The sequence below is a fragment of the Bradyrhizobium uaiense genome (assembly GCF_010811875.1).
In the GTDB taxonomy this organism is placed as follows: Bacteria; Pseudomonadota; Alphaproteobacteria; order Rhizobiales; family Xanthobacteraceae; genus Bradyrhizobium; species Bradyrhizobium uaiense.
Window position 1 is genome coordinate 38,808 of record NZ_VKHP01000008.1, and the last position, 21,822, is coordinate 60,629.

Here is a 21,822-nt window from a genome sequence, read left to right on the forward strand (position 1 = left end):
AGATCGCAAGCCTCTGTTCGTCACGCCCGGCAGCGAGCCGGGCGACGCCCCATTCGTTATGCAAACGTCTTGGCGAAGCCGTCGACCGCCGCCTTCAGCTTGGCGGCGCTGTCGTCGGACAGATCGCGGCTGTCGCGAATCGCGTTCAGGATTTCGACGTGCTTGCCGCGCAGCAGCGACAACAAGCCATCCTCGAAAGCCTTCACCTTGTTGAGCGGAAGCGCATCGAGATAGCCGTTGGTGCCGGCCCAGATCACGCAGACCTGCTCTTCCATCTTCAGCGGCGAGAACTGCGGCTGCTTCAAGAGCTCGGTCAGGCGCGAACCGCGGTTGAGCAGGCGCTGGGTCGACGCGTCGAGGTCGGAGCCGAACTGCGCGAACGCCGCCATTTCGCGGTACTGCGCGAGCTCACCCTTGATCTTGCCGGCGACCTTCTTGGTCGCCTTGGTCTGCGCCGACGAACCGACGCGCGACACCGACAGACCGACGTTCACAGCGGGACGGATGCCCTGGAAGAACAGGTCGGTTTCCAGGAAGATCTGACCGTCGGTGATCGAAATCACGTTGGTCGGGATGTAAGCCGACACGTCGTTGGCCTGGGTTTCGATGACCGGCAGCGCCGTCAGCGAGCCCAACCCATGATCCTTGCCGAGCTTGGCGGCGCGCTCGAGCAGGCGGGAATGCAGATAGAACACGTCGCCCGGGTAGGCTTCGCGGCCCGGCGGGCGGCGCAGCAGCAGCGACATCTGGCGATAGGCGACGGCCTGCTTGGACAGATCGTCATAGATGATCACGGCGTGCATGCCGTTGTCGCGGAAGTATTCGCCCATCGTGCAGCCGGTGAACGGCGCGATGTACTGCATCGGCGCCGGATCGGACGCGGTGGCCGCAACAACGATCGAGTATTCCAGCGCGCCCTGCTCTTCGAGCACCTTGACGAACTGCGCAACCGTGGAGCGCTTCTGACCGACCGCGACGTAGACGCAGTACAGCTTCTGGCTCTCGTCCGGCTGGGCGTTGAGCGGCTTCTGGTTCAGGATGGTGTCGAGCGCGATCGCGGTCTTGCCGGTCTGACGGTCGCCGATGATCAGCTCGCGTTGGCCGCGGCCGATCGGGATCAGCGCATCGATCGCCTTGAGGCCGGTGGCCATCGGCTCGTTCACCGACTTGCGCGGAATGATGCCGGGCGCCTTGACGTCGACGCGCTTGCGTTCGGTGGCCTGGATCGGGCCCTTGCCGTCGATCGGGTTACCCAGCGCGTCGACGACGCGGCCGAGCAGGCCCTTGCCGACCGGCGCGTCCACGATGGCGCGGGTGCGCTTGACGGTCTGGCCTTCCTTGATCTCGCGGTCGGCGCCGAAAATCACGATACCGACGTTGTCGGTTTCGAGGTTGAGCGCCATGCCGCGCGTGCCGTTCTCGAACTCGACCATTTCACCGGCCTGGACGTTGTCGAGACCGTAGACGCGGGCGATACCGTCACCGACCGACAGCACCTGGCCAACTTCGGTGACCTCGGCTTCCTGGCCGAAATTCTTGATCTGGTCCTTGAGGATCGCAGAAATTTCTGCGGCGCGGATGTCCATCAGCCTGCCTCTTTCATCGCGTTCTTGATCGAATTGAGTTTGGTGCGAAGCGAACTATCCACCATGCGGCTGCCGAGCTTGACCACCAGGCCACCAATAATGGAGGGATCGACCTTCACGTTGAGCGCGACGTCCTTGCCCGTCACTGACTTCAGTGCGGTCTTCAGGGCGTCGAGATTCTTGTCACTGAGCTGCTCGGCGACGGTGACTTCCGCAGTCGCCTCGCCCTTGAACTTCGCCACCAGCGCGCGATAGGCGCGGATCACATCGGCAATTGCGAACAGCCGGCGATTGGCGGTGAGCACCTTGAGGAATTTGGCCGACGTGCCGGAGATACCGGCCTTGTCGAGCACCACGGTCAGCGCCTTCAGCTGGGCATCCGCGGAAAACACCGGGCTGCGCACCAGGCGCTTGAGATCGGCGCTCTCGTTGAGCATGGCCTCGAACTTGTCGAGGTCGGCCCTGACTTGATCGACGGTTTGCTCGTCGCGCGCCAACTCGAACAGGGCCGTTGCGTAACGACCGGACACTCCCGAAACGGACGGATCTTCAGCAGCCACGAGCTCGCTCTTTTTTGCTGTCAAATTCGCAAGGGAAAAACCGTCGCCACCAAAGCAGCGCCTAGCGATCCAAGCCCTTGGAATTCAAGCGGGACTTCGATTTTCGACCGGCACAGGACGTGCCGGGATCGTTAAAATCGCGGCTTTGCTAACATAGCCATCGCGCAGGTGCAACATGACGGCATCGTGAGAGCCGCCTTGTCGCACGTGGTTTTTGGCGATCGTGGCCGGCGACCGAATCATGAAATTCGGCGCGCGGAAATTCAGCGCGACGGGCACCGATTCGCACCGTCGCGATTTTGTTCCATCGAAATTTGCATGGGCCTATGGCCGAGCGCGCAAGGAACCCGACGCGCGCCGCCGTTTCATTTGGCGATTACTTACTTAAAACTTACCGCCGCCTAATTAACCAGTATTAGTAAGTATTAATTTGGTTAAAAATCAGTTAACGAGCAAGGTTACGGAACCTGGCTTGAATACCCTAAAGCGGTAACAAGATATTTCAGCCCGAGACAATCGAGATTTACTGCCCAATTCGTGCCTCATTGCGAAACCAAACGGCCTTGGTCAACGAAGGGACGGGGGTTCCACTTGCTGCGTTAGCGGCAATACTGTCTGAGGGTCTTATCAATGGTGAATATCAAGAAGGCGACACTGGGCAATGTCACCCGGTCGCGTACGGCGCTTGCGTTTGTCGCCGCAACTATCCTGGTCGGGGGCAGCGTGACCGAGGCGTCCGCGAAGTCCAGGCATCATCGTCACCACCATCATCACGCTCGCGCCGAAGGCTCGTCCTGGCGCGACGCCAATGCATCGATCCAGCCGTCCGGCGGCCACACATTCTCGGGGATGGCCTCGTTCTACGGCAATGAGTCGGGCAGCCGCACCGCTTCCGGCCAGCGCTTCAACCAGAACGCCATGACCGCGGCCCACCGCTCGCTGCCGTTCGGCACCAAGGTCCGCGTCACTCATGGCGGCCGGAGCGTCGTCGTCACCATCAACGATCGTGGCCCGTTCATCCGCGGCCGCGTGCTCGACCTCTCCACCGGCGCAGCCCGCGCCATCGGCCTGACCGGTGCCGGCGTCGGCCGCGTCACTGCCGAGGTCGTTTCCTAAGCTCTTCAGTAAGCGTTGCGTTGCGTAACGGCCGCGAGGCCTGCCTCGCGCCAAAAGGCCTGCCGTCGCGAATGACGGCAGGCTTTTTCTTGGCCGCGCCGATAGCCGCCGCCGTCATTGCGAGCGGAGCGAAGCAATCCATTTCACCGCATTTGCGGACGCATGGATTGCTTCGTCGCTTCGCTCCTCGCAATGACAGAGGACAGAGCCCTCTACAGAAAGCTCTGCGGATCGACGTCGACTTCGAGCTTCAGATTGCCCGTGGTCTTCGGAGCTGCTGCCAGCCATTCGCGCAGATATTGCGACAGGTCGACATTGCGCAGCGACTTCACCAGCAGGCGGAACCGGTAACGACCCTTGATGACCGCAAGCGGCGCCTCGGCGGGGCCGAGCACCTGGATCCGCTCATCGAGCGGCGCCAATGCGGCGAGCTTGCGTGCAAACCCTTCCGCCGTCGGACGGTCACCGGCGGAGATGATGAGGCTCGCCAGCCGGCCGAACGGCGGGTAGCCGGTGCGCTCCCGGATGTCGATCTCGCTGGCGTAGAACGCCTCGCGGTCGTTGGCGATCAACGCCTTGATGACGGGGTGTTCCGGCTGGTGGGTCTGCAGGTAGCCGACGCCGCGGCCCTGCTCGCGGCCGGCACGGCCGACCACCTGGTTCAACAGCTGGAACGTGCGCTCGGACGCACGCGGATCGCCGTTGCTCAGCCCGAGATCGGCGTCGATGACGCCAACCAGATTGAGCCGCGGGAAGTTGTGCCCTTTCGCCACCAGCTGCGTGCCGATGATGATGTCGACGCGGCCCTCCGCGATCTCGTTGAGCTCGCTGCGCATGGTCTCGATCGAGGTGATGAGATCGCTCGACAGCACCATGGTGCGTGCCTCGGGGAAGATGCTCGCGGCTTCTTCCTGTAGACGCTCGACGCCGGGGCCGACCGCGACCAGCGATTCCTCGGCCGCGCAATGCGGGCAGATGTTCGGGCGCGGCATCGAGAAACCGCAGTGATGACAGACCAGCCGCTGGCGGAAGCGATGGTCGACCAGCCACGCGTCGCAGATCGTGCAGGCGAAGCGATGGCCGCAGGCGCGGCATAATGTCAACGGCGCATAGCCGCGCCGATTGAGGAACAGCAGCGCCTGCTCGCGGCGCTCGATCGCATGGCGAATTTGCTCGGCCAGAACAGGCGAGATGAAGCGCCCGCGCGGCGGCGGCGCGCGTCGCATGTCGATCGCCTCGATGTGCGGCATGTGCTGGCCGCCGAAGCGCGACGGCAGCGCCACCCGCTGATAACGCCCCTTGCGCGCATTGACCTCGCTCTCGACCGACGGCGTGGCCGACGCCAGCACGATCGGGATTTTTGCGATATGGGCGCGGACCACCGCCATGTCGCGCGCGTGATAATGCGCGCCGTCGTCCTGCTTGTAGGCCTGGTCGTGTTCCTCATCGACGATGATGAGACCGAGATCGGCATAGGGCAGGAACAGCGCCGAGCGGGCGCCGACGACGACCGGCGCCTTGCCCTCGGAGATCGCGGCCCAGTTTCGCGCCCGCGTGCGCGGCGTCAGCTCCGAATGCCATTCCAGCGGCCGCACGCCGAAGCGTTGCGCGAAACGGTCGAGGAACTGGCCGGTCAGCGCGATCTCCGGCATCAGGATCAGGGTCTGCTTGCCGCGGCGGATATTCTCGGCGATCGCCTCGAAATAGACCTCGGTCTTGCCGGAACCAGTGACGCCGTCGAGCAGCGCGACATGAAAGCTGCCGCTCGCCGCCAGCGTCCGCATCACGTCGACCGCGCTGCGCTGCCCACGCGAGAAATCCGGCTGCGCATAGGAGGGATCCGGAACGGGCGGCGCGGCCGGCGGCGGCAGCGCCTCGACCGTCAGCGTGCCCTCGTCGACCAGGCCGTCGATCACGCCGGAACTGACGCCGGCCTCCCGCGCCGCCTCCGACTTGCTGTGCAGCAAGCCGTCAGACAGCACCTCGATCACCCTGCGGCGTGCCGGGGTCAGACGCCGCGGCGGCTCGCCGACCAGCCGCACCCCGAGCCGCATCCGCTCCGGCCCGAGGTTCTCGCCCATCCGCAGCGTCATCCGCAGCACCATGCCGCGTGCCGACAGCGTGTAGTTGGAGACCCAGTCGACCAGCTGGCGCAGCTCCGCTCGGAGCGGCGGAACATCGAGCTTCTCGCTGACGTCCTTGAGCCGGTTGTGCAGCCGCGGATCGGGCCTGGCATTCTCGGCCCACACCACGGCCACGACCTCGCGCGGCCCGAGCGGAACAGAGATCACGTCGCCGGGCGCAAGCTCCATGCCGCGCGGCACGCGGTAGGAATAGGTCTGGTTCAGCGCGACAGGCACCAGCACGTCGACGACACCCGTCGTCGATGCAGAGGCTGGGCTGGGGCGCGTGGTGTGGTCCATTGAATCAGAGCTTTGAGCCGGGCTAGCACCGCTGCGCCCTCTTAGCGAACGGTAAACGAAGGCAATGCGATATAATCAGGAGAATCGCAGCGCCAATAGCCCTTTACAGATGGCCCGGACCGATCAGCCCATGCAACCGCTCGAGCTCGACTGCGCCGACACATCAGTGACGCAGGAAATGACGCGCTGGCTCTCGCATCTGCGCGCCGAGCGGCGGCTGTCGCCGAAGACGCTCGAAGCCTACGCCCGCGATGTGCGGCAATGCCTGGCCTTCCTGGCCGAACACTGGGGCGCGCGCGTGACGCTTGCGGCCTTTTCCGCGCTCGAAGCGAGCGATGTGCGCGCCTTCATGGCGATGCGCCGCGCCGACGAGATCGGCGGGCGATCGCTGATGCGGGCGCTGGCGGGCCTGCGCTCGTTCGGACGTTTTCTGGAGCGCGAAGGCAAGGGCAAGGTCGGCGCACTGTCGGCGATCCGCGCGCCCAAGGTGGCGAAGAGCCTGCCGAAGCCGATCCATATGGAAGCGGCGAAGCGCTTTGCCGACGCCGACGAGCGCGCGGATGAGGACCGCGAGACCTGGATCCTGGTGCGCGACGCCGCCGTGATGGCGCTGCTCTATGGTTCGGGCCTGCGTATCTCCGAGGCGCTGGGGCTGAAGCGGCGCGACGTGCCGAAGCCGGGCGAAGGCGACGTGCTGGTCGTCACCGGCAAGGGCAACAAGACCCGCATGGTGCCGGTGCTGCAAAACGTGCTGCAATTGATCGCGGACTATGCGGCGATTTGCCCGCATCAACTGAATCCAATCGGGCCGATGTTCGTGGGCGCGCGCGGCGGCCCCTTGAGCCCGCGCATCATCCAGCTCACCATGGAGCGGCTGCGCGGCGCGCTCGGCCTGCCCGACAGCGCCACGCCGCATGCGTTGCGCCACTCCTTCGCCACGCACCTTCTGAGCCGCGGCGGCGACCTGCGCGCGATCCAGGAATTGCTCGGCCACGCATCGCTGTCGACCACGCAGATCTACACCGGCATCGACAGCGAGCGCCTGCTCGAAGTCTATCGCTCCGCGCACCCCCGCGGCTGAACGCTCCGCTGTCAGTTCGACGTCAGGCGCAGGCGTCACTTGCCGATCCACCGTTCATCTTTAGACCGTTCATTTTCATTCATACGGCTGCCACAAAACGCGGGGCACTTGCCTTGTGCGCCGCATTCGGCAATCGTGGCGCGGTCTCATCCGGAGGGGAATCATGAGCGCACAAGAAAGTATGGAGCACGCGGAGCATGCCGAGCATGCGTCGACCGAGAACAGGAAGATCGCGCTCCTGATCGCCGTGATCGCGCTGTGCCTGGCGCTGTCCGAAACGCTCGGCAAGGGTGCCCAGACCGAATCGATCAGCAAGAATGTCGAGGCGTCCAACCTCTGGGCCTTCTTCCAGGCCAAGAGCATCCGCCGCACCGCGGTGCAGACCGCCGCCGAGCAGGGCAAGCTGAACCTCGCCACCACCACCGACGAGGCGGCCAAGGCCGCGCTTCAGAAGCAGATCGACGACTGGCAGAAGACCGCGGCGCGCTACCGCTCGGAGCCGGAGACCGGCGAGGGTTCGGAGCAACTCTCCGAGCGCGCCAAGCACGCCGAGCATGAGCGCGACGAGGCGACCGCGAAATATCATCACTTCGAGCTTGCCTCCGCCGCCTTCCAGATCGCCATCGTGCTGGCATCCGCGACCATCATCACGGGGATCGCTGCGCTGGCCTGGGTGTCCGGCCTCGTGACACTCGCCGGCGTCGTGATGACGCTGCTCGGCCTGCTCCAGCCGCACCTGCTGCATCTGCATTGAGGGGGCTGGCTGGCACCAACTATCCCCGTCATCCTGAGGAGCGCGCACTTGCGCGCGTCTCAGGATGACGGGACGGAGTGTCCCAATCAAAGAACCTTGCTGGTCTGGTGCACGCTTTTACGGAAGCGTGCGATCAGGCGCAGCGTGCGCGCCGTCCAGCCGTCGCCATCGCCACTGATCATTTCGAGGATGCGCCGCTTGACCGGCTCGACCAGCTCGGTGGCCTTGGCGCGCAATCCCATCACGAAATTATAGAGCGCCTCGAACCAGGGCATCTCCAGCAGCTTCGACCGCGTCACGTCGAACAGGAAAGCCGTGACGCCGACGCCGACGAACTTGGCGAACAGGATCAGCGAGACTGCGCTGAACCAGTATTGGTTCGCGAGCAGCCAGAGCCCGAACAGCTTGAGCGGAAACAGCGGAATTAGCGGTACGACGAAGACGATCAGCGTCATCGCCGGCGACAGCGAATCGACCCGCTCGGCAAGCCACTGCTTGAGCGCGCGCAGCGGGATCCACGCGACCACCCGGGCCACGATCGGCTCGAGGTGATCCCATAGCCAAGCCTCGATCAGGAAGATGATCGCAAGCAGGACCCAGATCGGCTGAAGCAGGCGGCGCAACATCGCTTTGATCTCACCCCGGCTCGCGCCGGACGTATGATCACATATGGATGGCACGCTTGCCGACCGCAAGCGCGGCTTCCTTGATGGCCTCGGAGCGGGTCGGATGTGCGTGGCAGGTCCGCGCCAGATCCTCGGCCGAACCACCGAATTCCATCAGAACGCAGGCTTCGTGGATCATTTCGCCGGCCTCGACGCCGACAATGTGCACACCGAGCACCCGGTCCGTCTTCGCATCTGCGAGAACCTTCACGAAGCCGTCGGTGGTCTGGTTGACCTTGGAGCGGCCGTTCGCGGTGAACGGGAATTTGCCGACGGTATAGGCGACGCCGGCCTGCTTGAGGTCTTCCTCGGTCTTGCCGACCGACGACACTTCCGGCGTGGTATACACAACGCCTGGAATGACGTCGTAGTTCACATGGCCGGCCTGGCCCGCGATGATCTCCGCGCAGGCAACGCCTTCGTCTTCCGCCTTGTGTGCGAGCATCGGCCCGGCCACGACGTCGCCGATCGCGTAGATGCCCTTCACGTTGGTCGAGAAGTGCGAATCGATCTCGACGCGGCCGCGATTGTCGAGCGCAACGCCGGCTTCCTTCAGCCCGAGACCCTCGGTGTAGGGCACGCGGCCGATGCAGACGAGCACCACATCGGCTTCAATGGTCTCAGCAGCGCCGCCGGCGGCCGGCTCGATCTTGGCCTGGAGCGTCTTGCCCAAGGTGTCGACCGACGTGACCTTGGCGCCGAGCTTGAAGGCAAAACCCTGCTTCTCGAGGATGCGCTGGAATTGCTTCGCCACCTCGCCATCCATGCCGGGCAGGATGCGGTCGAGGAATTCCACCACGGTGACCTTGGCGCCGAGACGATGCCAGACCGATCCGAGCTCAAGCCCGATCACGCCGGCACCGACGATCAGCAGGCTGCCGGGGACCTTGTCCAGCGACAGCGCGCCGGTCGACGACACGATGCGCTTCTCGTCGATGTCGATGCCCTTCAGGCGCGCGATGTCGGAGCCGGTGGCGATCACGATGTTCTTGGTCTCGACGGTCTCGGTCTTGCCGTCGCCGGAGACCTCGACCTTGCCGGCGCCAAGGATCTTGCCGGTGCCCTTGAGCACGTCGATCTTGTTCTTCTTCATCAGGAACTCGACGCCCTTGACGTTGCCGTCGATGCCCTGCTGCTTGAAGTTCATCATCGCCGGCAGATCGAGCTTCGGCGCCGAGACGCTGACGCCCATCTTGGCGAAGGAGTGCCCGGCTTCCTCGAACATCTCGGAGGCGTGCAGCAGCGCCTTCGACGGCATGCAGCCGACATTGAGACAGGTGCCGCCCAGCGTCGCGTTCTTCTCGATGACGGCAACCTTCATGCCGAGCTGTGCCGCGCGGATCGCGCAGACGTAACCGCCGGGTCCGGTGCCGATGACGACGAGATCGTAAGAAGCCATGATGGAGGGTCCTGTAGCTAAGTTCTGTGACGATGACGCGGGCGCGATCTCGTTGGCAGACCGGCGCCCGCTTTTGAATGTGCCCTAGCGACCGCCCGACACGTCGAGGATCGCGCTGGTGACGTAGGAAGCTTCGTCCGAGATCAGCCAGACGATGGCGTTGGCGATCTCGTCCGCGGTGCCGACGCGCTTCATCGGCACCATGTGGGCGAGACGGTGCGCCCGATCGGGCTCGCCGCCCGCGGCGTGAATGTCGGTGTCGATCAGTCCCGGCCGGATGCCGGCGACGCGGATTCCTTCATTGGCGACTTCGTAGCCGAGGCCGACGGTGAAGGAATCGATCGCGCCCTTGGAGGCGGCATAGTCGACATAGGTGTTGGGCGCGCCGAGCTTTGCCGCGATCGAGGACAGGTTGACGATGACGCCGCCCTTGCCGCCATGCCTGGTCGACATCCGCTTCACCGCTTCGCGCGCGCACAGGATGCTGCCGGTGACATTGACCGCCATCATCTGCTGGATGCGCTCCGCCGACATCTCGTCGACGCGCACACCGCTCTTGCCGACGATGCCGGCATTGTTGACCAGCGCGCCGAGCGTGCCGAAGCCATCGGCCGCCTTGAACAGCGCCAGGATGTCCTGTTCGCTGCCGACATCGCATTTCACCGCGATGGCCTTGCCGTTCCTGGCCTCGATCGCGGCGACGACCTCGTTCGCCGCAGCCTGGTTGGACGCATACCCAACCACGATGCGATAGCCGCGTGCCGCCGCAGCGAGCGCCGCAGCACGGCCGATACCGCGGCTGCCGCCGGTGATGACAACGACCTTATCCGTCACGTTGATCCCCAAACCTAAGCACCCAACAGATCGTAACGCCCGAGCTGATCGGGCGTCACGCGCGAATGACCTTACAGGTCCAGCACCAGGCGGGCCGGATCTTCCAGGCTCTCCTTGACGCGCACCAGGAAGGTGACCGCTTCCTTGCCGTCGATGACGCGGTGATCGTAGGACAGCGCCAGATACATCATCGGCCGCACCTCGATCTTGCCGCCGACCACCATCGGCCGCTCCTGAATCTTGTGCATGCCGAGGATGCCGGACTGCGGCGCGTTGAGGATCGGCGTCGACATCAGCGAACCGTAGATGCCGCCATTGGTGATGGTGAAGGTACCGCCCTGCATCTCGTCGATCTTGAGCTGACCGTCGCGGGCGCGGCGGCCGTAATCGGCGATCGACTTCTCGATCTCGGCGATCGACTTGTGATCGCAGTCGCGCACCACGGGCACCACCAGGCCGCGGTCGGTGCCGACCGCAACGCCGATGTGATAGTAGTTCTTGTAGATCAGGTCGGAGCCGTCGATCTCGGCGTTGACGGCGGGAATGTCCTTCAGCCCCTGCACGACCGCCTTGGTGAAGAAGCCCATGAAGCCGAGCTTCGAGCCGTGCTTCTTCTCGAATGTATCCTTGTAGAGCGCGCGCAGCTTCATCACCTCGGTCATGTCGACCTCGTTGAAGGTCGTCAGCATCGCGGCGGTGTTCTGCACGTCCTTGAGGCGGCGCGCGATGGTCTGGCGCAGCCGCGTCATCTTTACGCGCTCTTCACGGGCGGCGTCATCCGCCGGCGACGGCGCACGAACCTGCACGGCGGCGGCGGGCTGGTTGACCGGGGTCGGCGCCGAGGCGGCCTTCTCGATCGCGGCCAGCATGTCGCCCTTGGTGACGCGGCCGTCCTTGCCCGAGCCCGGAACGGTGGAGGCGTCGACGCCGCTTTCGGCCGACAGCTTGCGTACCGACGGCGCCAGCGGCGCGTCCGACGGCGGGACTTTCGGCGCGGCAGGGGCAGGCGCTGCAGCAGGCGCTGCTGCCTTGGCGGGCGCCGCCGCAGCGGCAGCAGCCGGCTTGGCCGCAACAGCGCCGTCATTGATCTGGCCCAGCAGCGCGCCGACGGCGACGGTCTCGCCATCCTTGGCGATGATCTCGCCGAGCGTGCCGGCGACCGGCGCGGGCACCTCGATGGTGACCTTGTCGGTCTCCAGCTCCACCAACGGCTCGTCCACCGCGACGGCCTCACCGGCCTTCTTGAACCAGCGGCCGATGGTGGCCTCGGTTACGGATTCGCCGAGCGTTGGAACGCGAATTTCAGTCATGGTCTTTTCCTCGATAACCTTGCGGTCGAAAAATTTATCCGGCCACCACCCGCCAAAGCGGACGACCCGGTATTCCGTGACGACAGCCATTTCGCTGAGTGACGCGGGATACCGGATGCCCCGCTCTCGCGGGGCATGGCTTCAGTGAAGGTCGTTAGTTCAGTGCGTCGTCGAGCAGCGCCTTGAGCTGCGCGAGATGTTTCGACATCAAGCCGGTGGCGGTCGCCGCCGATGCCGGACGGCCGGCATAGCGTGGACGCTTGTTGGCCGCGTTGACCTGGTTCAGCACCCATTCCAGATAGGGCTCGATGAAGTGCCAGGAGCCCATGTTGCGGGGCTCTTCCTGGCACCAGACCATCTCCGCATTCTTGAAGCGGCCGAACTCCTGCACCAGCGCCTTCAGCGGCACCGGATAGAGCTGCTCGATGCGCATCAGATAGATGTCGTCGATGCCGCGCTTCTCGCGCTCCTCGTACAGGTCGTAATAGACCTTGCCGGAGCACAGCACGACGCGACGGATCTTGTCGTCCGGCACCAGCTTGATCTTCTCGTCCGGCAGCATCTGCGCGTCATCGTACAGGATGCGGTGGAAGGTGGCGTTCTTGCCGAGCTCGTCGAGCCGGGACACCGCGCGCTTGTGACGCAGCAGCGACTTCGGCGTCATCACGATCAGCGGCTTGCGGATCTCGCGATGCAGCTGGCGCCGCAGCACGTGGAAGTAGTTCGCCGGCGTGGTCGGATTGACCACCTGCATGTTGTCCTCGGCGCACATCTGCAGATAACGCTCGAGGCGCGCGGAGGAGTGCTCCGGTCCCTGGCCCTCATAGCCGTGCGGCAGCAGACAGACGAGGCCCGACATGCGCAGCCATTTGCGTTCGCCCGAGGAGATGAACTGGTCGAACACCACCTGCGCGCCGTTGGCGAAATCGCCGAACTGCGCCTCCCAGAGCGCCAGCGCATTCGGCTCGGCCAGCGAGTAGCCGTATTCGAAGCCGAGCACCGCCTCTTCCGAGAGCAGCGAGTTGATGACCTCGTAATGGCCGGTGTCTTCGCCACCGAGATGGTTGAACGGCGTGTAGCGGCTCTCGTCCTCCTGGTCGATCAGGACCGAATGGCGCTGCGAGAAGGTGCCGCGCTCGGAATCCTGGCCGGACAGGCGCACATGATGGCCTTCCTGCAGCAGCGTGCAGAACGCCAGTGCCTCGCCGGTCGCCCAATCGATCCCGACCCCGCTATCGATCGCCTTGGCGCGATTGTCGAGGAAGCGCTGGATGGTGCGGTGGACGCGGAAGCCGTCCGGGACATTGGTGATCTTGCGGCCGATCTCCTTGAGCACGGCGACATCGACGCCGGTGACGCCACGGCGCGCGTCTTCTTCCTGATCGGCCGACTTGAAGCCGGCCCATTTGCCGTCGAGCCAGTCGGCCTTGTTCGGCTTGTAGCCCGAGCCGGCTTCGAGCTCGGCATCGAGCCGGGCGCGCCAGTCGGCCTTGGCCTTCTCGACCTCGCCGTCGGTCAGCACGCCATCGGCGACCAGCCGCTTGGCGTAGATCTCCAGCGTGGTCGGATGCGCGGCGATCTTCTTGTACATCACCGGCTGGGTGAACGCGGGTTCGTCGCCCTCGTTGTGGCCGTGGCGCCGGTAGCAGAACATGTCGATGACGACCGGCTTGTGGAATTTCTGCCGGAACTCGATCGCGACCTTGGCCGCGAACACCACCGCCTCCGGATCGTCGCCGTTCACGTGGAAGATCGGCGCATCGATCATCTTCGCGACGTCCGACGGATAGGGCGACGAGCGCGAGTAGCGCGGATAGGTGGTGAAGCCGATCTGGTTGTTGACGATGAAGTGCAGCGAGCCGCCGGTGCGGTAGCCCTTCAGGTCGGACAGGCTGAAGCATTCTGCCACCACGCCCTGGCCGGCGAACGCCGCGTCGCCGTGCATCAGCAGCGGCAGCACCGAGATGCGCATATCAGGCGGATCGCCGTGCTGGTCCTGCTTGGCGCGCACCTTGCCCATCACGACCGGATCGACGATCTCGAGATGCGACGGATTTGCGGTCAGCGACAGATGGATGTTGTTGCCGTCGAACTCGCGGTCCGAGGACGCGCCGAGGTGATACTTGACGTCGCCGGAGCCTTCGACCGAGTCCGGATTGGCCGAACCGCCCTTGAATTCATGAAACAGCGCGCGATGCGGCTTGCCCATCACCTGGGTCAGCACGTTGAGGCGGCCGCGATGCGGCATGCCGAACACGATCTCCTTCACGCCGAGATTGCCGCCGCGCTTGATGATCTGCTCCAGCGCGGGGATCAGCGATTCGCCGCCGTCGAGGCCGAAGCGCTTGGTGCCGGTGAACTTGGTGTCGCAGAACTTCTCGAAGCCGTCGGCCTCGATCAGCTTGTTGAGGATCGCGCGGCGTCCCTCGGGCGTGAAGCTGATCTCCTTGTCCGGACCTTCGATGCGCTCCTGGATCCAGGCCTTCTGCGCGGCGTTGGAGATGTGCATGAACTCGACGCCGAGCGTCTGGCAGTAGGTGCGTTCGCAGATCTGCACGATCTCGCGCAGCGTGCCGTATTCGAGGCCGAGCACGTGGTCGAGAAAGATCTTGCGATCGAAGTCGGCCTCGGTGAAGCCGTAGGAGCGCGGATCGAGCTCCTCGCGGTCGCGCGGCGCCTCGATGCCGAGCGGATCGAGCTTGGCGTGGAAATGGCCGCGCATGCGATAGGCGCGGATCAGCATCAGCGCGCGGACCGAATCGCGGGTGGCCTGATGCACGTCGGCGTCCGAGAGCTCGGCGCCCTTGGCCTGCGCCTTGGCCGCGAGCTTGGTGCCGACCGCCTTCTCGACCTGGGCCCAATTGCCGTCGAGCGCCGAGGTCAGCTCATCGCGCGGCGTCAGCGGCCAGTTGACGCGGCCCCACGAGGCACCCTCGGCGTTCTTCTGGACGTCGGCCGGGGTGTCCTTCAGGCTCTTGAAGAAATCCTGCCATTCGGCGTCGACCGACGACGGATCCTGCTCGTAGCGGGCATAGAGGTCGTCGATATAGGCGGCGTTGGTGCCCTGCAGGAATGAAGAGAGTGCAAAAGCGGCGTTCGCGTCTTGGCGAGACATGGGGCAGTCCTGGTGATTTTTTCGGTTCGCGCGTAGGAGACGGCGCTGATGCCGGTCTGGAAGTGCGCCGGCTGGATAGATACCCTTTACCCTATCTGGGTCGGATATTCCTGCCTAAAAGAACTAAGAAATGAACATATTTTCATATTTTCTTGATCAGCATTCTGGCGGCAAAACGCAATAAAAGGCGGGTCCTCCGAAGGAGAACCCGCCCAAAATACGCCAGGCGCTCGAAAGGGAACTTCGCCTGACGGCGGTTACTTCAGCATCTCGGCGAGCGTGTGCCCGAGGCGGGCCGGGGACGGCGACACCTTGATGCCCGCAGCTTCCATCGCCGCAGTCTTGGAACCGGCATCGCCCTTGCCGCCGGAAATGATCGCGCCGGCATGGCCCATGCGGCGGCCGGGAGGTGCGGTAACACCGGCAATGAAGCCGACCATCGGCTTCTTGCGGCCGCGCTTGGCCTCGTCCTTGAGGAACTGGGCGGCGTCCTCTTCGGCCGATCCGCCGATTTCGCCGATCATGACGATCGACTTGGTCTTCTCGTCGGCCAGGAACATCTCCAGCACGTCGATGAACTCGGTGCCCTTGACCGGATCGCCGCCGATGCCGACCGCGGTGGTCTGGCCGAGGCCCTCTTGGGTGGTCTGGAACACCGCCTCATAGGTCAGGGTGCCGGAGCGGGAGACGATGCCGACCGAGCCGGGCTTGAAAATGTTGGCCGGCATGATGCCGATCTTGCACTCGCCGGCGGTCATGACGCCCGGGCAGTTCGGCCCGATCAGCCGCGACTTCGAGCCCGACAGCGAGCGCTTCACGCGCACCATGTCGAGCACCGGGATGCCTTCGGTGATGCAGACGATCAGCGGGATCTCCGCATCGATCGCCTCGCAGATCGCATCCGCGGCGCCCGGCGGCGGGACATAGACCACGCTGGCGTCAGCACCGGTCTTCGCGCGCGCTTCGGCGACGGTGTCGAACACCGGGAGGTTGAGGTGCGTCGAGCCGCCTTTGCCGGGCGCCACGCCGCCGACCATCTTGGTGCCGTAAGCGATCGCCGCTTCCGAATGGAACGTGCCGTTCTTGCCGGTGAAGCCCTGGCAGATGACCTTGGTGTTCTTGTCGATCAGAATGGACATGGTTCGAGATGCTTTCGCGAGACAGCGGTGAAGGGTTTAGTGGATACGCCGGTACACGCCGGTGAGCACGTCGGCCCACCCTTCCGCGTCAGGCGAGAACTGGATTTTCATGCTGTAGGTGTTGTCGTCGACGACCTCATAGACGTGACGGGCGTTGCCGCGCAGCGAGCCGCGCACCAGGATCAGCGACTTGCCCGCCCAGCCGCCGGACGCCGGCGACGGTGGGTAGTAGCCGAGTGAATCGTGCCAGAACAATCGGTAGGCCCGATCGTCGCGGTCGTAGGTGAAGACGCCGTGAGTGGCGAAGCTCTCCTTGCCGTCGCGGGTCTGCACGCTGTCCTGGATCAAATAGAAGCCGTTGAGCGCGATGCGCGCGACGACATGGGAGGTCGCCGGACCGCCCGCGGTCCAGCGCGACGGATAGACCATCTCTTCGCCGTTCCACTCGCCCGCGAAAACCGCGAGCTTGCGGTGTTCGTCCAGCGGTGTCGGGGCATCGAGATGATCGGCCATCGTTAGCCTCCCTTGACGGCTTTCACGATCTTCTGTGCGGCGTCATCGAGGTTGTCGGCGGGCAGAACGTTGAGACCGCTGTCGCGGATGATCTTCTTGCCCTGCTCGACATTGGTGCCTTCGAGACGCACCACCAGCGGCACCTTGAGCCCGACCTGCTTCACCGCGGCGACCACGCCCTCGGCGATCACGTCGCACTTCATGATGCCGCCGAAGATGTTGACCAGGATGCCCTTCACGCTCGGATCGGCGGTGATGATCTTGAACGCGGCCGCGACCTTCTCGACGCTGGCGCCGCCGCCGACGTCGAGGAAGTTCGCCGGCTCCATGCCGTAGAGCTTGATGATGTCCATCGTCGCCATCGCGAGGCCGGCGCCGTTGACCATGCAGCCGATCGTGCCGTCGAGCGCGACATAGTTGAGATCGTATTTCGAGGCCTCGATCTCCTTGGCGTCTTCCTCGGTCTCGTCGCGCAGCGCGACCACGTCCGGGTGACGGTAGAGCGCGTTGCTGTCGAACGACACCTTGGCGTCGAGCACGCGGAGCTGGCCCTGCTTGGTGACGACCAGCGGATTGATCTCGAGCATCGCCATATCCTTGGCGGCGAACGCCGTATAGAGCTGGGCCGTCAGCTTCTCGGCCTGCTTGGCGAGATCGCCCTTCAGCTTCAGCGCCTCGGCAACGGTGCGGCCGTGATGCGGCATGATGCCGGTGGCCGGATCGACCGAGAACGAGATGATCTTTTCCGGGGTCGAATGCGCGACGTCCTCGATGTTGACGCCGCCTTCGGTCGACACCACGAAGGAAATTTCCGAGGTCTCGCGATTGACCAGGATCGAAAGGTAGAACTCCTTGTCGATGTCGGAGCCTTCCTCGATGTAGAGGCGGTTGACCTGCTTGCCGTGCGGGCCGGTCTGCACCGTGACCAGCGTCGCGCCGAGCATCTGCTTGGCGAATTCGTCGACCTCGGCAACCGACTTGGCGATGCGGACGCCGCCCTTGTCGCCGGCCGACGCTTCCTTGAACTTGCCCTTGCCGCGACCGCCAGCATGGATCTGGCTCTTCACCACCCAGATCGGACCGGGGAGCTGCTTCGCTGCGGCGTCGGCTTCTTCCGGCTTCAGCACGGCAACGCCGCGCGAGATCGGCACGCCGAATTCATGCAGCAGAGCCTTGGCCTGGTATTCGTGGATATTCATGGAAAGACGCTCCCAAACCCTCGTGCGGCGAACCTACGTCAGCCTTGACGCTGGCATACCATATACCAAAGCTCGCGCAACTACAAAATCCGCCGGAATTTCATCATCTTGCACCCGACAGGCGATTGAGATCGCCTATCGGGTCATTGCCAATTGAGATTACTTGCCGAGCAGATCGGGCGCGATCTTCTTGCAGGCATCGACCAGGCCCTGCACCGCGCCGACCGACTTGTCGAAGGCCTCACGGTCCTTGCCGGCCAGCTCGATCTCCACGATGCGCTCGACACCCTTGGAGCCGATCACGGTGGGCACGCCGACATACATGTCCTTCACGCCGTACTCGCCGTTGAGATAGGCCGCGCAGGGCAGCACGCGCTTCTTGTCCTTCAGATAGCTCTCGGCCATCTGGATCGCCGACGCCGCCGGCGCATAGAAGGCGGAGCCGGTCTTGAGCAGATTGACGATCTCGGCGCCGCCGTTGCGGGTGCGATCGACGATCTCGTCGATGCGCGCCTGCGAGGTCCAGCCCATCTTGACGAGGTCGGGCAGCGGAATGCCGGCAACCGTCGAGTAGCGGGTCAGCGGCACCATGGTGTCGCCATGGCCGCCGAGCACGAAAGCGGTGACGTCCTCGACCGAGACGTTGAATTCGTCGGCCAGGAAATAGCGGAAGCGCGCGGAGTCGAGCACGCCGGCCATGCCGACCACCTTCTTGTGCGGCAGGCCCGAGGCCTTCTGCAGCGCCCACACCATCGCGTCGAGCGGGTTGGTGATGCAGATGACGAAGGCGTCGGGCGCGTACTTCTTGATGCCGGCGCCGACCTGCTCCATGACCTTGAGGTTGATCGACAGCAGATCGTCGCGGCTCATGCCGGGCTTGCGCGGCACGCCTGCGGTCACGATGCAGACCTTGGCGCCGTCGAGCGCTTCATAGGAGTTGGCGCCGACCAGGTTGGAGTCGAAGCCGTCGACCGGCGACGACTGCGCGATATCGAGCGCCTTGCCCTGCGGCACGCCCTCGGCGATGTCGAACAGCACAACGTCTCCGAGTTCCTTGAGGCCAACGAGGTGCGCCAGCGTGCCGCCGATCTGTCCGGAGCCAATGAGTGCAATCTTGTCGCGTGCCATGGGAAATCAGTCCTTTGAACTGGATGCAGGAGGGAGGGAAGTCGGTTGCAAGGGTGGTTATCCCTTTCGAATGATCCATTCAAGTCAGGGCCTGCAAGTCAGGGCCTGCAAGTCGCGCCTGCCCGATTGCAGGCCCTGCCTGGAATTCGGTCAGGCATGCCAGCAACATCCGCCCCGGAGACACGAAAAGTTGCTCCGAACCGGACCGCGCGCAAGAGTGAATTTCGAGCTGAACTTCAGGTCTCGACCAGGCCGGTCGACGCGCCGCTTGCGGAGGAGTCCTTCCGGCCGTGCGGCAGCGCCAAATAGGATTCCGAGCTCATTTCGATCAGGCGCGAAGACGTGCGCTTGAACTCCATCGCCTCGATGCCGTCCTCGGCAAGGTACAGCGACACCGGATCGGCCTCGGCCGACGCCATCAGCTTCACGGCATTGTCATAGAGCGTGTCGATCAGCGAGATGAAGCGCTTGGCGGCGTTGCGCTCGGCGTAATCCATCACCGGAATGTGGTCGATCAGGATCGTGTGGTAGTCGTGCGCGAGCCTGAGGTAGTCGGAGGCGGCAAGCGGCTTCTCGCAGATGTCCATGAAGCTGAAGCGCGCGACGCCGTGCGCTGAACACGGCACGTTCAGGATGCGTCCCTTGATCGGAATGAGGCGCGCCTTGCACGGCGCATTACCGGTCATCTTGCGCCAGGCCGCGTTGAGCGCGGCATCGGCCGTGTTATCCGCCGGCACCAGCCACATCTTGACGCCGACGAGCTTCTCCAGCCGGAAGTCGGTGCGCGCGTCGAGCCGCAGCACGTCCATATGGTCGGAGATCTGCGCGATGAACGGCAGGAACAGCGCGCGATTGAGACCGCCTTTGTAGAGATCATCAGGCGCAACGTTCGAGGTCGCAACCACGACGGTACCGAGATCGAACAGTTTTGCGAACAGCCGCCCGAGGATCATCGCATCCGCGATGTCGGTGACGTGGAATTCGTCGAAGCAGAGCAGCCAGGCTTCGTCGAAGATCGCCTGCGCGGTGAGCGCGATCACGTCGCCGTCCGCGATCTCGCCGCGCGCGATCTGCTGGCGGTAGCCATAGATGCGCTCGTGCGCCTCGGCCATGAATTCGTGGAAATGCGCGCGGCGCTTGTGCTCGACCGGGCTCTGCTGGAAGAACAGGTCCATCAGCATGGTCTTGCCGCGACCGACCTCGCCGTGGACGTAGAGCCCACGCGGCGGCTTGTCGTCCTTGTCGCCGCCGAACAGCCGTCCGAGCAGGCTCTGCTTGCGCTGCGGCTTGTAGCTGGCGAGCCGTTCCTCCAGTGCGCCGAACGCTTCAGCGGCGAGCGCCTGCGCGGGATCGGCCTCAATCGCGCCGGAGGCGACCAGGGACTTGTAGTGTTCGAGGAACGAATTGGGCGAGGTGGACAGCATCAGCCCACCTTACGGCCCTAGTGCGCGGCAAATTGCAAGCCGTGAATTGTGCCAGTGGGGTATGCAAGCGGGTTTGCAAACGCAAACCCTTGCATACCACGGCCGACCGCACGAGCAGCGCCGGGCGCCTCAAACCGCGATCTGCGAGACCCTACGCGCAGAGGTCGTAGGAATCCTCGACCACATAGGGGCCGCCGCCTGTCGACGCGCGCGACGAGAACAGCACGAAGCGGTCCGCCGTGAAGGTGCGGCTCGGGAAGTAGCCGCGCACGGACAGATAATCCGCGACGTCCTGGCTCGAAGCGTCGTGCAAACGCGCGAGCGTGACATGCGGCGTGAATTTTCTGCCCTCGGGATCGAGCCCCATCCGCTGCATCATCCGCTCGAGCTCGGCCTGCAGTTCGATCAGCGGCCTGCTCGGCTCGACGGCGGCAACCACCGCGCGCGGCTTGCGTCCGCCGAAGCTCGACAGGCCCTGCAATTTGACCTCGAACGGCTTGCGGTTCACCCGAAACAGCATCGTCGCGATCTCGTTGGCCCAGAGACCATCGATGTCGCCGATGAAGCGCAGAGTGACGTGATAATTTTCGGGATCGATCCAGCGTGCGCCTGGAAGGCCGCCACGCAAATTGGAAAGTGTCTGGCCGATCTCGGCCGGAATTTCCAGTCCAGTGAACAGACGCGGCATCGCTATAATCCTCGATGCTTGGCGCGGGTTTTGGGAGCCCGCACCCCTGTAACAGCCCGGCGACGAATCACCGATGCCTATTTGTACCCGAGATATGTGACTCTGCGAAGCATGAGGCGTTAACAGCTCGTAAACCTACGGACACATCGCGGCGCGCTGCCCGCGTTTCAACTGCGCTGCCCTGATAATGCGCCGAGAAATGCCTGCACCGTGGGCAGCATGTTGTTTACGACGATGTCCACACCCTCCGCCGTTGGATGCATGCCGTCGGCCTGATTGATCTTCGGATTAGCAGCAACGCCGTCGAGGAAGAACGGATAGAGCGGCACGCCGAGGGACTTCGAGAGATCCGGATAGATCGCGTTGAACTTCGCAGCATACTCGCTGCCATAGTTCGGTGGCGCGAGCATGCCGCACAAGAGCACCGCGATCTTGCGCGCCTGCAACTTTGTGATGATGTCGGAGAGCGCGGCACGCGTGACCGCGGGATCGATGCCGCGCAAGGCATCGTTGGCGCCGAGCTCGACGATCACGGCATCGGTTCCATCGGCCACCGACCAGTCGAGCCGCTCGCGGCCGCCCGAGGCGGTGTCGCCGGACACCCCGGCATTGGTCATCTCGACCCTTATCCCCTTGGCTTCCAAGGCTTTTTGCAGCCGGACCGGAAATGCCGCCGCGGCCGGAAGGCCGTACCCGGCGCTCAGGGAATCGCCCAGGACCACCATCTTGATCGGCTTTACTGAACCTTGCGCCGGGCCGTTCTCAGGTCCCTTGTCCACACTCGGCGTCTGCGCACTCGCCGCCGTCATCAAGCCCATAAGCAACACGAGTATGTGCACGAAGATTCTCAACCGGCCCTCGACCGCAACCGCGGAAGTGCCATATGAC

18 protein-coding genes are annotated in these 21,822 nt (G+C 64.3%); 3 read left to right on the forward strand and 15 right to left on the reverse strand.

Translation table 11 applies throughout. The features are described 5' to 3' along the window. Positions 1–56 precede the first annotated feature (56 nt). Complete coding sequence (atpA, locus tag FNJ47_RS03825) at positions 57–1,586, reverse strand: F0F1 ATP synthase subunit alpha (RefSeq protein ID WP_050400871.1); 1,530 nt, start codon at positions 1,584–1,586, stop codon at positions 57–59. Beyond that, the gene (locus FNJ47_RS03830) at positions 1,586–2,146 is read right to left on the reverse strand and encodes a F0F1 ATP synthase subunit delta (protein WP_163150769.1); all 561 of its coding nucleotides are present in this window, start codon (positions 2,144–2,146) and stop codon (positions 1,586–1,588) included. Before FNJ47_RS03830 ends, atpA begins: the two co-directional genes overlap by 1 nt. Before the next feature lie 630 nt (positions 2,147–2,776). On the opposite strand from FNJ47_RS03830, the gene FNJ47_RS03835 reads away from it, so the two are divergent. After that, positions 2,777–3,262: a septal ring lytic transglycosylase RlpA family protein gene (locus FNJ47_RS03835; RefSeq protein WP_163150771.1), complete on the forward strand. Its 486-nt coding sequence runs from the start codon at positions 2,777–2,779 to the stop codon at positions 3,260–3,262. Positions 3,263–3,474: 212 nt separating this feature from the next. Here the strand turns inward: FNJ47_RS03835 and FNJ47_RS03840 are convergent, their stop codons facing one another. Further along, positions 3,475–5,685, reverse strand: coding sequence for a primosomal protein N' (locus tag FNJ47_RS03840; protein WP_163150773.1), 2,211 nt, complete (start codon positions 5,683–5,685; stop codon positions 3,475–3,477). A 130-nt stretch (positions 5,686–5,815) separates the two neighbouring features. On the opposite strand from FNJ47_RS03840, the gene FNJ47_RS03845 reads away from it, so the two are divergent. Both FNJ47_RS03845 and FNJ47_RS03850 read left to right on the forward strand, forming a co-directional pair. Then, a complete protein-coding gene (locus FNJ47_RS03845) occupies positions 5,816–6,766 on the forward strand; it encodes a tyrosine recombinase XerC (RefSeq protein ID WP_430649351.1) in 951 nt (316 codons plus the stop codon). A gap of 163 nt (positions 6,767–6,929) precedes the next feature. Next, the gene (locus FNJ47_RS03850) at positions 6,930–7,520 is read left to right on the forward strand and encodes a DUF4337 domain-containing protein (protein WP_163150776.1); all 591 of its coding nucleotides are present in this window, start codon (positions 6,930–6,932) and stop codon (positions 7,518–7,520) included. 86 nt (positions 7,521–7,606) lie between these two features. Here FNJ47_RS03850 and FNJ47_RS03855 read toward each other — a convergent pair whose 3' ends face one another. The 12 genes from FNJ47_RS03855 to FNJ47_RS03910 form a co-directional block, all read right to left on the reverse strand. Beyond that, on the reverse strand, positions 7,607–8,146 hold the full coding sequence (locus FNJ47_RS03855; RefSeq protein ID WP_163150778.1) for a hypothetical protein: 540 nt from the start codon (positions 8,144–8,146) through the stop codon (positions 7,607–7,609). 37 nt (positions 8,147–8,183) lie between these two features. Beyond that, a complete protein-coding gene (gene lpdA / locus FNJ47_RS03860) occupies positions 8,184–9,584 on the reverse strand; it encodes a dihydrolipoyl dehydrogenase (RefSeq protein WP_163150780.1) in 1,401 nt (466 codons plus the stop codon). 84 nt (positions 9,585–9,668) lie between these two features. Continuing rightward, positions 9,669–10,418, reverse strand: a complete 750-nt coding sequence (locus FNJ47_RS03865) for an SDR family oxidoreductase (RefSeq protein WP_163150782.1) — start codon at positions 10,416–10,418, stop codon at positions 9,669–9,671. Between the two features lie 71 nt (positions 10,419–10,489). Continuing rightward, positions 10,490–11,728, reverse strand: coding sequence for a 2-oxoglutarate dehydrogenase complex dihydrolipoyllysine-residue succinyltransferase (odhB, locus tag FNJ47_RS03870; RefSeq protein WP_163150784.1), 1,239 nt, complete (start codon positions 11,726–11,728; stop codon positions 10,490–10,492). A gap of 154 nt (positions 11,729–11,882) precedes the next feature. Then, complete coding sequence (locus tag FNJ47_RS03875; protein WP_163150786.1) at positions 11,883–14,843, reverse strand: 2-oxoglutarate dehydrogenase E1 component; 2,961 nt, start codon at positions 14,841–14,843, stop codon at positions 11,883–11,885. 257 nt (positions 14,844–15,100) lie between these two features. Next, a complete protein-coding gene (sucD, locus tag FNJ47_RS03880; RefSeq protein ID WP_163150788.1) occupies positions 15,101–15,982 on the reverse strand; it encodes a succinate--CoA ligase subunit alpha in 882 nt (293 codons plus the stop codon). Positions 15,983–16,018: 36 nt separating this feature from the next. Then, positions 16,019–16,495 carry a DUF1579 family protein gene (locus FNJ47_RS03885; RefSeq protein WP_163150790.1) on the reverse strand — a complete coding sequence of 159 codons (477 nt, stop codon included), beginning with the start codon at positions 16,493–16,495 and terminating at the stop codon, positions 16,019–16,021. Between the two features lie 2 nt (positions 16,496–16,497). After that, the gene (gene sucC, locus FNJ47_RS03890; RefSeq protein ID WP_163150792.1) at positions 16,498–17,694 is read right to left on the reverse strand and encodes an ADP-forming succinate--CoA ligase subunit beta; all 1,197 of its coding nucleotides are present in this window, start codon (positions 17,692–17,694) and stop codon (positions 16,498–16,500) included. 159 nt (positions 17,695–17,853) lie between these two features. Beyond that, positions 17,854–18,822 carry a malate dehydrogenase gene (gene mdh / locus FNJ47_RS03895; RefSeq protein WP_163150794.1) on the reverse strand — a complete coding sequence of 323 codons (969 nt, stop codon included), beginning with the start codon at positions 18,820–18,822 and terminating at the stop codon, positions 17,854–17,856. A 236-nt stretch (positions 18,823–19,058) separates the two neighbouring features. Beyond that, positions 19,059–20,246: a cell division protein ZapE gene (gene zapE / locus FNJ47_RS03900; protein ID WP_163150796.1), complete on the reverse strand. Its 1,188-nt coding sequence runs from the start codon at positions 20,244–20,246 to the stop codon at positions 19,059–19,061. Positions 20,247–20,397: 151 nt separating this feature from the next. Continuing rightward, the gene (gene thpR / locus FNJ47_RS03905) at positions 20,398–20,934 is read right to left on the reverse strand and encodes an RNA 2',3'-cyclic phosphodiesterase (protein ID WP_163150799.1); all 537 of its coding nucleotides are present in this window, start codon (positions 20,932–20,934) and stop codon (positions 20,398–20,400) included. Positions 20,935–21,101: 167 nt separating this feature from the next. Further along, a complete protein-coding gene (locus FNJ47_RS03910) occupies positions 21,102–21,773 on the reverse strand; it encodes an arylesterase (protein ID WP_163150848.1) in 672 nt (223 codons plus the stop codon). Positions 21,774–21,822 lie beyond the last annotated feature (49 nt).